This window comes from Streptomyces sp. NBC_01497 (assembly GCF_036250695.1).
Classification (GTDB): domain Bacteria; phylum Actinomycetota; class Actinomycetes; order Streptomycetales; family Streptomycetaceae; genus Streptomyces.
This window is the reverse complement of the sequence record NZ_CP109427.1, coordinates 4,846,459-4,858,659: the sequence shown is the minus strand read 5'-3', so window position 1 is coordinate 4,858,659 and position 12,201 is coordinate 4,846,459. Positions and strand designations below refer to the sequence as shown.

Below are 12,201 nucleotides of genomic sequence, written 5' to 3'. Positions count from 1 at the left end.
AGTCCGTCGCACGGGGGAAGGACGGATGGTCACAGGCGCTCGCTCGGCACGGCACGGGGGAGGTGTCGGGCGAGCGCCGTTCCACCGGAAGTCCGTTGTGACAGGAGCCAGCAGGTTATGAGCGAGATCAGCAAGGACGAGGACATCACGACCCTCGACAGGCATGTGCCGGCACCGCCCGCCGACGGCGCGACGGACGCCGGCGCCGTCGTGGCGCCGACCGAGGCCGCGACCACGGAGGCCGCCACCGACACCACGCCCATCAAGCCTCTGGACCGTCACGTCCCGTAAGCGGGACGTACGTCCACAAGGACCGCCAGGCGGGGGCACGGCCGCGACGGCGCGGAGGGGAAGCCGTCGCGGCCGTGGCGGGGCACCACCAGCACAGAGGCAGCGGGCTCTCGCGGATCGCGAGGGCCCGCTGCCGTATGTGTGCCGCGCGGGCGCGCGGTTCGGGGCGCGCGGTTCGGGGCGCGCGGTTCGGGGCGCGCGGTTCGGGGCGCGCCACGGGAAGTCGTTGCACAGGGTCCGGTGGGAGAGGCTCCGGTGCTACGGGACCCCGCCGGGCTGCGACGGTGCCGTGCCCTCTCAGGCCGATGGGCCACGGAGGGCACCGACAGTGTGGCCGCCCACCGCAGGCCCACGCTCGCCGGGGAGTGGACGGAGTGACGGCCGTGTTCGGGCGGGGGCGCCGGCCCGAGGGCGAGCACGATCGGCACCCGCACGTGACCGGCACGATCGCTGCCCCGCGTACGGCCGACGCCACCGCGAGCCCCCTCGACGGCTGCCCGTCTCCTGCTGTGTTTCGACCCGCTTGTCCAAAGACCGTCATGGGGTGGTCCTGCCGCCGCCCGGTCCGCTAGAGGACCGACGCCTCGCACTCCGCGACGCGGGAGACCTGCGACGGGGTGTTCATCGGGACCGTGACCGTCGTGCGCTGACCGGGCTTCAGGCGCACCGCGGCCGTGCCCGTGTCCACCGTGTTCGCGCCCGCGTCGTCGAAGACGACGTCGACGTCGAAGCGTGCCGTGCCCCCGTTGTCCAGGCTCGCGGTGACCTCGACCTTCGAGGACGTCACCGCCTTCCTGCCGCCCTTGGCGGGGCTCGCGCACCTGACGGTCCTCACGGTGGCCACCGCCTTCGCCGCCGTGTCGCCGCCGTCCGACGCCGTGTCCGCGGAACGGCCGGTCGGGCGGCTGTCGTAGCCGTAGCGCGATCCGGGTGTCGATCCGGGCAGGTCGCTGTCGTCGTCGTACGAACCGCTGCTCCCTCCGTACGAACCGTCGGTGTCGTCGTCATACGAGTCGTCACTGCCGGAACCGCTGCCGGACGAACCGCCGGTGGCGTCCGAGGTGCCGCTGTCGCTCGTGTGCGACGGGCCCGAGCAGCCGCCTCCCGTGCCGCCCGACCCGTGGCTGTGGCCGTGGTGGGAGAACCCGGTCAGGGCCAGCACCACCACTCCCGCGACCGCGACGACTTTCAGACGCTGTCTGATCATGGCCCGTTCTTCCCCGTCCCCGTGTGAAACCCGGCTTTTCCCGGTACCTGTCAACAAAGGCCCGGACACCCTAACAAGGACGGCTGTCACGCCGTGGCGGTGACGCGTCGCACGGCGTAGCCTCGCCACCGGGCCGAACCTCAGAAGGAGGCCGACGGTGGTACGCAATGTCATCGGCGGGATCGTCGCCCTCGCGGGAGCGGCCGCGGCCGTCCTCGGGCCGTTCCTTTCCTGGTACAACGGCCGGCTGGGCCGTCACTACCGCATCTCCGAACTCTTCGGGTCCCAGGGCGTGACGAGCGCGGGTACCGGCGTGTGGACCTCGCTCGTCACGCCTTTCCTGTTCGCCGCGCTGGTGACGCTGATCGGCCTCGCCCTGCGGTCGCGCGGGCTCATCGCGTTCGCCGGGTTCGTCGTCATCGGCTTCACCGTGCTGTGGATGGTCCGTCAGGGCCAGGCGGCGGGCAGCCTCGCCATCGAGGGCGACGGTTCGGGGCTCGGTCAGGGCGTCGCGTACAGCGCGGGCGGCGGGATCGCGCTGCTGCTCGCGGCGGTGGTGATGAGCGGGCGCGGGCGCCGCGCCGGGTCCGGGACGCCGGGGCGCGGTCCGGAGCAGGAGCCGTACGGGTACGGGTACGGGGACGGCGGCTGGTACGACGAGGGGCACGGCGGGCAGGACGGGCCCGGCGGCCATGGCGGGCACGGCGACCCGGGCGGGCCGGGCGGGGATCCCGGACCGTACGGGCGCTGACCCGGCCCCGGCGCCGGACGCCGGGGCCGGCCGCGTGCGAAGGGCAGGCATCCCGGGCGGGCCGAGTGACGGGCCCGGCGCGGGTGTTCAGCGTCCCGCGCCGCCCCGGCCCGTCGCTGTGCCCTTCATCGCGTCGAGCGCGTACACGCAGCGGTCCTTGCTGCACGCGTAGACCACACCGCGCTCCGCGACCGGCGAACCGGTGATCTCGCCGCCGGTCGCGAGCTTCCAGCGCAACTGGCCGCCGCCCGCGTCGAGTGTGTACAGCACGTGGTCGGCGGAGCCGAAGTGCAGCCTGCCCTCCGCGACCACGGGGGCGCCGATGATGTCGCCGCCCGCCGCGAACCGCCATTTGGGGGTACCGGCGACGGCGTCCAGCGTGTAGAGGGCGCTTCCGCTGCCTACGTGCACGTTGCCGCCCGCGACGAGCACCGGTTCCACCGACGCACGGGACTCCGTCGCGATGCGCCAGCGGTCCTTGCCGGTGGCCGCGTCGAGCGCGTACACGGTGCCCAGGTAGTCGGCGAGGTACACACCGCCGCCCGCGACGGCGGGGCCCGGCGCGAAGGCGGGCGGCGAGAGGAAGACGGCGGGAGCCTCGAAGTGCCAGCGCACATGGCCCCCCGCGATGTCGACGGACAGGACGCGCGTGCCGGCGGCGACGTACAACTGGCCGTCGGGCGCGGGCGTGATCCGCACCGGCACCCCACCGCAGGACGCCCCGTCGCCCACCGGGTACGACCAGCGCTCGGTGCCGCTGCGCGCGTCGAGCGCCCGCAGCCGGGCGTCCTTCCACACGTAGACCGTGCCGTCGTGGATCGCCGGGCCCGCCTCGGGCGTCTCGAACTCCGTCTGCGCCCCGGTGACCTCCCACAGCTTCTCGCCGGTGGACGCCTCCCACGCCTGCACGCCGCCGCCGCGCGTGCCGGTGACGACGGTGCCCCGGTCGACCTCCAGCGAGTACACCCAGCCGTCGGTTCCCAGGCGCCAGCGCTCCGCGCCGTCCTTCGCGTCGAGGGCGTAGAGCGTCGGCCCGTCGGAGGCGTGGATCCGGCCGCCGGTCACGGCCATCGCCCAGGCGACGTCCCGCGTCTTGAACTGGCGCCTGCCGGTGGCCACGTCCAGCGCGTGGACCTCGAACGACGTCACGTACAACAGGTCCCCGTCGACGACCGGCGTGCCCCACACGTCGTTCGACATGCGAAAACGCCAGGGCCGCCAGTGCGGATGGCCGCTGTCCTCGTCCGGCGCGGGAGCGGGCGCGGGCACCGGGCCGGCGACGGCCACCGAGGTGCCGGGGCCCGCTCCGGCACCGGTGAGCCCGGCGGGCGGAACGATCCAGCCGGTGGCCGCACCCGCGTCCCGGGTGGCCGGGGCCCCCGGGTGGTGCGCGGTGCCGGCGAGCGGACCGGGTCCGATCGGCACGGGTGACGTCCCGAGAAGCACGGGCCCGCCGGCCGGGCCGGAGTGCGGGAACAACTGCGAGGAGTGGGACGGCGCCGCGTGCTGCGGCCTGCGCACCGGGTCGGACGCGGACGGCACCTGGGGCGGGAGCTGCGCCTGACTGCGGACCTGGCTCTGCGGCTGGAGCGGCCGGCTCTGCGGCTCCTGGCTCTGCGGCTGGAGCTGAGGCTGCGGTTGCGACTGCGACAGGGGTCCCGCGGGACGGTACGGGCCCGACTGCGGCGCCTGCGGGGGCCGGGAGGGCATCGGCGGGACCGCAGGACCGGGCCCCGCGGCGGGCCGGGACGCCGCGGGTGCCGGGCGGCCGGCGCCCCGCCCGCCCCCGGGCACCGAGAACGACTTGTGGCCCTCGTTCTGCCGGCGCGCGATCATGTCGACCGCCGAGTCGGGCAGCCAGGCGGAGACCGTGCCGGTGTCGTCGGCGTCGGCCGCGAAGAGGTAGGGCGCGAGCTGCGACTGGAGGTCGGCGGGGGTGGGCCGCTGGTCGGCGGCCATCGCCATGCACGCCTCGATCAGGGGACGCAGCTCGTCGGGCAGCCCCGTCAGGTCGGGGCCCTCGCGCAGCAGCATGAAGACCGTCTCGACGGGGTTCGCCCCGTGGAAGGGGGCGTGCCCGGTAGCCGCGTAGACCAGCGTGGAGCCCAGCGAGAACACGTCGCTGGCGCCGGTCACACTGCGCGAGTCGCGCGCCTGCTCGGGCGACATGTAGGCGGGGGTTCCGACGGCGACGTTCGTCATGGTCAGGCGGGTGTTGGAGACGCCGGACGCGATGCCGAAGTCGATGACGCGGGGCCCGTCCTCGACGACCAGCACGTTCGACGGTTTGAGGTCGCGGTGCACGAGGTGCGCCGCGTGGATCGACTGGAGCGCTTCCGCGATGCCCGCGGCCAGCCAGCGCACAGCCTGCACCGGCATCGGCCCGCACTCGCCGACGATCTCCTCCAGGGACGGCGCCGGGACGTAGGCGGTGGCGAGCCAGGGCACGGCGGCACGGGGATCGGCGTCGACGACGGCGGCCGTGTAGAAGCCGCTGACGGCGCGGGCGGCCTCCACCTCACGCGTGAAGCGGACACGGAACAGCTGGTCCTCGGCGAGCTCGGTGCGCACGGTCTTGATCGCGACCCGCCGCCCGGACGCCGACCGCGCGAGGTACACGAGGCCCATGCCTCCCGCACCGAGCCTGCGCAGTACCTCGAACGGTCCGATACGTCTCGGGTCGTGCTGTGTCAGCTGCTCCACCGTGAGTGCCACCTCCCCGTACGGGCCACAAAGGTACGGCCTCGTGCCCCCCGATTGTTCCTGTACGGGGCCCGCGTTGCGAACCGGGGTGCGTTCAGGGGCGCGTGTCGTCGCGTACGCCCCCACGAGGCGCCGCGTGCCCCTACCCTTGTCTCTCCCCGTTCCCGGCACACCCCGCCCGCCCGCGCCGCCGGGGACCCGCGCGGTGTCCGCGTCCCGCGCGGCGTGCGTATCCCGTTAGGTGTCCGCGGCCCGCGCGGCGTGCGTATCCCGTTAGGTGTCCGCGTCCCGCGCGGTGCGCGTATCCGGCGCGGTGTCCGCGTCCCGCGCGGTGCCCGGATGCGCTGCCGGGGACGGCTACGACCTTCTCCGCCCCCACCGGCGCTTCGGGGCCGCCGCCCCTTCCTCTCCCGCCTCTGTCTCCGCCGCCTCCTGGGGGCGCGCTGCCCCTTCCGGCCCCTCCGCCGTCTCGGGTGCCTCCGGCCCTCGCGCCTCGCCCGCCGCCTCGGCCGAGAGCGCGCGCTCGGCCAGGACCGCGAAGTCCGCGCCCTGGTTGTCCGTGAGGACCGCCATCCGCCCGTACGTGATGTCGAACGGTGCCTGCCGCACCCGCCCGCCGAGACGCACCACCGCCGCCGCGGTCGCGTCACAGTCCGTCACGGCGAAGTAGTTCAGGAAGTGCCCGGGCAGCTCCGCGGGGAACACGTCCGTCATGACGCTCCGCCCGCCGATCGCCGTGCCGGGGCCGGGTGTCGCACCCTTCGGGGACCACAGGCGAAACGGGACCGCCTCGACAGTGGTCCCGGTGGCGTCACTGCCGCTGACGTGCAGCACCCGCTCGTAGAACGCGTCGACCGCCTCGGGGGCGCGGGTGTACACCTCCGTCCAGCAGAACGACCCGGGCTCGCCCTGCCGCTCGAAGCCCACGTCCTCGCCGGCGCTCCCCGCCGCGCCCGTGTTCCCTGCCGCGCCCGCGCCGACGGCGCTCCCGGAACCCTCGGCACCCCCATCGCCCTCGGCGCCCCCGGCGCCCTCATCGCCGGAAACGTCGCGGAGCGCCTGTCCTGGCGCTTGTCCTTCGCTCTGCCACAGGCCGAACACCGCACCGCCCGGGTCGGCGGCCAGCGCCACCACACCGACCCGGTCCATCCGTACGGGTTCCCGCACCATCCGGCCGCCCGCCGCCACCACGCGCCGCGCGGCGTCCACCACGTCGGGCGTCGCGAAGTACACACCCCACGCGGTGGGCATCCGCCCGTCACGCTTCGCGACCAGGCCCGCGACCCGGCTGCCGTCACTGAACGCCGCCACGTACGCGGCGGTCCCGCGCTCGGGTGCGGGGCCGGGCCCGGGACCACGGCCGAACGTCCAGCCGAACAGGTCGCCGTAGAACCGCTTGCCCGCTTCGAGGTCCGGAAGTGACACATCCAGCCAGCACGGGGTGCCCTCGGCGAATGCGGCCATGATCAGTTCCCGAACCTTCCGTATCCGATCCGTGCAGCCGGTCCCGCTCCACGGTGCCGTCGTCCTACCGGCAAAGCTAATGGGTGAACGCGCACCCCGCAGCGGGGGGAATAGAACTATTGACCTCGTCAGGGCCTGCCCCACCGCCGATTCACGTGCCCTGCGGGTTCCCGCCGCCCACCACTTTCGTATAGGCGCGGCAAGGCGGCGCGGCGCATCTCACGACATCAGCACAAAGGGAATGTGCCAGGCACCCATGCCACCCGGCAGTAGTGCTCGGAAGACCCGGTACACACCGCGCATGTCCCCATTTGCAGTCGGCCAAATCGCGCGCCGATCACCCGTCGGTAAGCTGACGGCATGACAGGACAAGTACGAACGGTCGACGGCCGCGTGGCCGGTCGACGCGGCCAGGCGACGCGGCAGAAGCTGCTCGACTGCCTCAGCGAGATGCTCAGCTCCTCGCCGTACCGGGACGTCAAAGTCATCGACGTGGCCCGGAAGGCGGGCACTTCTCCCGCGACGTTCTACCAGTACTTCCCGGACGTGGAAGGCGCGGTACTGGAGCTCGCGGAAGAAATGGCCAGGGAGAGCACCGGGTTGACGGAACTCGTCTCCGGACGCTCCTGGACGGGCCGGGCGGGCTGGCAGTCGGCCGAGGAACTGGTGGACGGATTCCTCGACTTCTGGCGCAGACACGACGCGATTCTCCGGGTGATCGATCTCGGTGACGCGGAAGGGGACAAACGGTTCTCCAAGATCCGTATGAAGATCCTCAACTCGATCACCAACTCCCTCACGGAATCGGTGAAAGAACTCCAGGCGAAGGGCCGGGTCGACAAGGACGTCGTACCGGCGGCGATCGCGGGATCACTCGTCGTGATGCTCTCCGCGGTCGCTTCGCACCAGAAGGGCTTTCAGAGCTGGGGCGTGAAACAGGCGGATCTCAAGCCCAATCTGGCGCTTCTGGTCCATCTCGGTGTGACGGGCCGGAAGCCGACGCGGTAATCACGCGTGGCACACACCCCGCTCACCGCCCCAGCGCCCCCTGCCCCACCGTTCCGCTGCCCCGCCGCGCCGGCGTCCCGCACGCCCTTGGCCGTGGCACGTCCTGTCGCGCCGACGGGGCCCGGGCCCCGTCCCCGTCCCCGTCCCGTCCCCGTCGGCGTTCCGCGTTGAATAGGACGTATGCAGATGGACGACAGCGCCTCCGTTTCCTCCGACGCCTCGCGTTCCGGCGTATCCGGCCCGTCCGCCGCATCCGCCGCGCCGAGTGGGCCCACCGCATCCGCTGATCCCGCCGCTTCGACCGGGTCCGCCGCACCGGCGGATCCCGCCCCATCGGCACAGGATGCCGCGGCACGGTTCCACGCCCTGCTGCGGGAGCAGCGTGTCTGGGACACCGGCGACGCGGGTCTCCCCCCGTTCGACCCCGAGCAGGCCCCCGCTGGGCCCCTCCCGCTGTTCCACCTCTGGTTCGCCGACGCCGCCGAGGCCGGGCAGGCAGAACCCCACACCATGACCCTGGCGACCGTCGACCCCGACGGGCGGCCCGACGCGCGCATCGTGATACTGCACGACGCCGACGCCCGCGGCTGGCACTTCGCCACCCACTCGACCAGCGCCAAGGGCAGCCAACTCGCCGCGACCGCGTACGCGTCGCTCTCCTTCTACTGGAACGCGCGGGCCCGCGCCGTACGCCTGCGGGGCCGTGTCGTGCCCGCCTACGCCGCCGAGACCAGCGCCGACCTGCACGCCCGCTCGACGGGCGCGCTGGCCGCGGCACTCGCCGGCCGCCAGAGCGAAGTCCTGGAATCACGCGAGGCGTTGAACCGCGCGTACGAGGCGGCCTGGCAGCGGGCCCGGCGCGATCCGGCGGCGGAGGCCACGACCTGGACCGGTTACGTGGTCGTCCCGGACGAGGTCGAGTTCTTCCAGGGCGACGCGCACCGGCAGCACGTACGGCTCCGCTACCGGCGCGACGCGGCGGACACGGACCTGTGGAACACGGACCTGCTCTGGCCCTGACCGCCCTGGGGGCCCGGCCCTGGCGGACCGCACCCGACGGTTGCCGAGAGCCCGACGGTCGCCGAAGGTCCGGGCTTCCTGACGGGAGGGCCCGCGCTCAGGCAGGCGCCCCGGGCTCCGGGGCCGGGTCGGTCGCGAGCCGCGCGTGCAGATGGGCGTCGCGGAAGCAGCTCGTGTCCCCCGCCTCGAACATCTCTCCGCGCAGCGTCCCCTCGTAACGGAAACCGCACCGCTCCGCCACCCGGCAGGAGACGTCGTGGCCGACCGCGTGGCCGAGCGACAGCCGGTGCAGCCCCACCACGCCGAACGCCCAGCGGGTGAACAGGTCCAGCGCGCCGCTGGCGACCCCCTGGCCCCGTGCCTCGGGCAGGACCCAGTAGCCGACCGTGCCGCGCCTCATCCACAGGTCGAGGACGCCGAGACCGACACTGCCGATCGCCCGGCCGCCCCCGCCCGGCGCGACGGCGAGCACGCAGCCGGTGCCGCGTTCGTAGTCCTCGGCGCGCTGCCGGATCCACTCCAGTGCCTGGGCCTCGGTCCCCACCAGCAGCTTCGGAGTGTTCCACCGGCGGTACTCGGGATCGGTGGCGCCCCGCACCAGCGCGGGCGCGTCGTCCGGGCGCCAGGGCCGCAGGCGCAGCCCCGGCCCACCGGGGCCCGAGCCGGGGAGCTGGCCGGGGAGCGGGCCGCTTCCGGGACCCGGCCCGGGGCCGGTACCGGTCCGCAGGGCGCTGTCCGTGACGACGAGCGACCCGGCGGGCGGCAGCCGTGCCTGGTCGAGAGGACGGGGGCGGGAGAGGTCGTCGCGGTCCGCGGCAGGGGTGGTCATCAGCCCATTGTGCGTGTGAGGGTTTTGCGTGTGTGATCTTTTCGAAACCGATTCAGGTCGCGACCGATATCCAAGCGAGACCTGCCGGGCGCGCCCGGGATGAGAGCTTTTTGTCATGCCCGACCACACAACTGCCGCTCCAGGCCCCGCGAAAGAACTGCCCGTGTACGTGATCGGCGCCGGTCCTGGCGGGTTGGCGGTCGCCGCGGCCCTGCACAGGCGCGGCGTACGGGCGGTGGTGCTGGAGAAGTCGGACGCGGTCGGCGCGTCCTGGCGCGGCCACTACTCCCGGCTGCGCCTGCACACGACGCGGCGCTGGTCCGCGCTGCCGGGACTGCCGATACCGAGGTCCTTCGGACGGTGGGTGCCGCGCGACAAGGTCGTGAAGTACCTGGAGCGGTACGCGCAGTTCCACGGCCTCGACGTCGTGACGGGCGTCGAGGTGTCGCGCGTCGAGCGGCTGTCCGGGGACGGCCAGGAAGGCACCGGCGGCGGCGCGCAGGACACGCGGAACGGCTCCATGACCGTCCCCCCGGACGGCGCGAAGTGGCTGCTGCGGGCCACGGGCGGACGCGAACTGCGGGCGCGCGCCGTGGTGGTGGCGACGGGCTACAACCACACGCCGAGACTTCCGGCCTGGCCCGGTCTCGGCACGTACACCGGGGAGCTGCTGCACGCGCGCGCCTACCGCGACGCCGAGCCGTACCGCGGCAAGGACGTGCTCGTGGTCGGGGTCGGGAACACGGGCGCGGAGATCGCGGTGGACCTGGTGGAGGGCGGGGCCTCCCGGGTGCGCCTGGCGATCCGGACACCGCCCCACATCCTGCGCCGCTCGACACTGGGCTGGCCCGCGCAGGCGAGCGGCATCCTGTGCCGCCGCCTGCCGAGGCTGCTGGTGGACCGCGTGGCGCGCGGTGTGGTGCTGCGGGCGCCGGGCATCCCGCGCCCCCGCAAGGGCCTCGCGACCCGGGCGCGTGAGGGTGCGATCCCGGTACAGGACGTGGGCCTGGTGAAGGCGGTACGGGAGGGGCGCGTCGAACCGGTCGCGGCGGTCGAGTCGTTCGACGGGGACGCGGTGACACTGGCCGACGGCTCGGTGGTGACCCCGGAGGTCGTCGTGGCCGCCACCGGGTACGAGCGGGGGCTGTCGCCCCTCGTGGGGCATCTGAACGTCCTGACGGCCGAGGGCAGGCCGCTCGGCCGCAACCCCGTGGCGCCGGGCCTGTACTTCACCGGGTACACGACCCCGCTGAGCGGCATGCTGCGCGAACTGGCGCGCGACGCACCGAAGATCGCCAAGTCCCTGGCCCGCGGGCGCTGAAACGCCCCGCCCGGGCGCCCGGCGCCGTACGGGAGGCCGGCGCCGTACGGGAGGCCGGGCCCGGCCCGTGCCGTGCGGTGCCGCCGGAGCCGCGCGGGGCGGGCCGCGGACACCTGTCCCGAGCCCGCGCCGGGGCCGGTGCGGGCGCCGGCTCCCGCTCCGGCCGCGGTCCTACGCCACCGGTCGCGGTCCTACGCCACCGCCACCGCGCCGATCCCGGGGGCCGCCCGGCGCACCACCAGCGCCATCAGCGCCGCCACCGCGCACAGGGCACCGGCGCCGTACCAGACCACGTCGTACGAGCCGAAGACGTCGCGTGCCACGCCGCCCACCCAGGCGACCACCGCGGCGCCCACCTGGTGCGCCGCCAGGACCCAGCCGAAGACGATCGAGCTGTTCTCGCCGAAGTGCTCCCGGCACAGGGCGAGGGTCGGCGGCACGGTCGCCACCCAGTCCAGTCCGTAGAAGACGATGAAGAACAGCATCGTCGGATGGATCGTCGGTCCCAGCAGCATCGGCAGGAACAGCAGGGACACACCGCGCAGCGCGTAGTACACCGCCAGCAGGCGCCGCGCGTCGAGGCGGTCGGTGAACCAGCCGGACGCGACCGTGCCGACCACATCGAACACCCCGATCACCGCCAGCAGCGACGCCGCCGTCGTCACCGGCAGCCCGTGATCGTGCGCGGCCGGCACGAAGTGGGTCTTCACCAGCCCGTTCGTGGACGCCCCGCAGACCGCGAACGACCCGGCCAGCAGCCAGAACGGGCCCGTACGAGCAGCCGACGCGAGCGCGCCGAGGGCCCGCCGCGCCGCACCCGTCACCGGCGGCGGCTTCTCCTCGTAGGCGGGGGCGCCGTAGGCCGACTGCCCGATGTCCGCCGGGTGATCGCGCATCAGCAGCAGCACCAGCGGCACGACCGCCGCCGCCGACAGGCCCACGGTGATCGCGGCGGGCCGCCACCCGTGATGGGTGACGAGCCACGACAGGACGGGCAGGAAGACGAGTTGGCCGGACGCGCTCGCCGCCGTCAGGATGCCCGTCACGAGCCCGCGCCGGGCCACGAACCACCGGCTCGTCACCGTCGCCGCGAAGGCCAGCGCCATCGAGCCGCTGCCGAGCCCCACCAGCACGCCCCAGTACAGGACGAGTTGCCACACCGCGTGCATCGAGACGGTCAGCAGCGAACCGGCCGAGATCACGACGAGCGCGATCGCCACCACCTTCCGGATGCCGAACCGGTCCATCAACGCCGCCGCGAACGGCGCGGTCAGCCCGTAGAGGGCGAGGTTGACGGAGACGGCGGCGCCGATCGTCCCCCGCGACCAGTGGAACTCCGTGTGCAGCGGGTCGATCAGCAGGCCCGGCAGGGACATGAACGCCGCGGCGCCGACGATGGTCACGAAGGTGACGGCGGCGACGAACCACGCCCGGTGGATGCGCCGTCGCGGCCGGCGTCCCGGGACGGGGGCCCCTGGGGCCACGGGCGCCACCGGCGTCCGGCCGTCGGTACGGGGGCCCGGGGCCGCCTCGTCCGTGCGGAGGTGCGCGGCGCCGGCGGCCACGCCCCCGCTCCCGCTCCCGCTCCCGCTCCCGTCGAAACTCCC

10 protein-coding genes are annotated in these 12,201 nt (G+C 74.0%); 5 read left to right on the top strand and 5 right to left on the bottom strand.

Translation table 11 applies throughout. The annotated features are described in order from the left end of the window. Positions 1-117: 117 nt before the first annotated feature. The gene (locus OG310_RS20500; protein WP_329457328.1) at positions 118-291 is read left to right on the top strand and encodes a hypothetical protein; all 174 of its coding nucleotides are present in this window, start codon (positions 118-120) and stop codon (positions 289-291) included. Positions 292-859: 568 nt separating this feature from the next. Here the strand turns inward: OG310_RS20500 and OG310_RS20495 are convergent. Continuing rightward, a complete protein-coding gene (locus OG310_RS20495) occupies positions 860-1,498 on the bottom strand; it encodes a hypothetical protein (RefSeq protein ID WP_329457327.1) in 639 nt (212 codons plus the stop codon). A gap of 157 nt (positions 1,499-1,655) precedes the next feature. Between OG310_RS20495 and OG310_RS20490 the strand changes: the two genes are divergently transcribed. Next, a complete protein-coding gene (locus OG310_RS20490; protein ID WP_329457326.1) occupies positions 1,656-2,249 on the top strand; it encodes a hypothetical protein in 594 nt (197 codons plus the stop codon). Positions 2,250-2,336: 87 nt separating this feature from the next. Here OG310_RS20490 and OG310_RS20485 read toward each other — a convergent pair whose 3' ends face one another. Continuing rightward, entirely contained in the window at positions 2,337-4,952 is a 2,616-nt protein-coding gene (locus OG310_RS20485) for an outer membrane protein assembly factor BamB family protein (RefSeq protein ID WP_329457325.1), read from the bottom strand. 357 nt (positions 4,953-5,309) lie between these two features. Next, entirely contained in the window at positions 5,310-6,416 is a 1,107-nt protein-coding gene (locus OG310_RS20480) for a VOC family protein (protein ID WP_329457324.1), read from the bottom strand. 360 nt (positions 6,417-6,776) lie between these two features. On the opposite strand from OG310_RS20480, the gene OG310_RS20475 reads away from it, so the two are divergent. Then, positions 6,777-7,424 carry a TetR family transcriptional regulator gene (locus OG310_RS20475; protein ID WP_329457323.1) on the top strand — a complete coding sequence of 216 codons (648 nt, stop codon included), beginning with the start codon at positions 6,777-6,779 and terminating at the stop codon, positions 7,422-7,424. 186 nt (positions 7,425-7,610) lie between these two features. Beyond that, positions 7,611-8,444 (top strand): pyridoxine/pyridoxamine 5'-phosphate oxidase, encoded by an 834-nt coding sequence (locus OG310_RS20470; protein WP_443078874.1) that lies wholly within the window; start codon positions 7,611-7,613, stop codon positions 8,442-8,444. Positions 8,445-8,541: 97 nt separating this feature from the next. Here OG310_RS20470 and OG310_RS20465 read toward each other — a convergent pair whose 3' ends face one another. Then, entirely contained in the window at positions 8,542-9,273 is a 732-nt protein-coding gene (locus OG310_RS20465; RefSeq protein ID WP_329457321.1) for a GNAT family N-acetyltransferase, read from the bottom strand. 115 nt (positions 9,274-9,388) lie between these two features. Here OG310_RS20465 and OG310_RS20460 point away from each other — a divergent pair, with 115 nt between their 5' ends. Continuing rightward, the gene (locus tag OG310_RS20460; RefSeq protein WP_329457320.1) at positions 9,389-10,594 is read left to right on the top strand and encodes a flavin-containing monooxygenase; all 1,206 of its coding nucleotides are present in this window, start codon (positions 9,389-9,391) and stop codon (positions 10,592-10,594) included. Positions 10,595-10,785: 191 nt separating this feature from the next. Here the strand turns inward: OG310_RS20460 and OG310_RS20455 are convergent, their stop codons facing one another. Further along, positions 10,786-12,087 carry an MFS transporter gene (locus OG310_RS20455; protein ID WP_329460280.1) on the bottom strand — a complete coding sequence of 434 codons (1,302 nt, stop codon included), beginning with the start codon at positions 12,085-12,087 and terminating at the stop codon, positions 10,786-10,788. Between the last annotated feature and the right edge of the window lie 114 nt (positions 12,088-12,201).

What these genes read in the sequence shown, in the direction of transcription:
- OG310_RS20465 (WP_329457321.1), bottom strand. Translation starts at nt 9,273, where the DNA reads ATGACCACCCCTGCCGCGGACCGCGACGACCTCTCCCGCCCCCGTCCT.
- OG310_RS20475 (WP_329457323.1), top strand. Translation starts at nt 6,777, where the DNA reads ATGACAGGACAAGTACGAACGGTCGACGGCCGCGTGGCCGGTCGACGC.
- OG310_RS20495 (WP_329457327.1), bottom strand. Translation starts at nt 1,498, where the DNA reads ATGATCAGACAGCGTCTGAAAGTCGTCGCGGTCGCGGGAGTGGTGGTG.
- OG310_RS20480 (WP_329457324.1), bottom strand. Translation starts at nt 6,416, where the DNA reads ATGGCCGCATTCGCCGAGGGCACCCCGTGCTGGCTGGATGTGTCACTT.
- OG310_RS20470 (WP_443078874.1), top strand. Translation starts at nt 7,611, where the DNA reads ATGGACGACAGCGCCTCCGTTTCCTCCGACGCCTCGCGTTCCGGCGTA.
- OG310_RS20500 (WP_329457328.1), top strand. Translation starts at nt 118, where the DNA reads ATGAGCGAGATCAGCAAGGACGAGGACATCACGACCCTCGACAGGCAT.
- OG310_RS20460 (WP_329457320.1), top strand. Translation starts at nt 9,389, where the DNA reads ATGCCCGACCACACAACTGCCGCTCCAGGCCCCGCGAAAGAACTGCCC.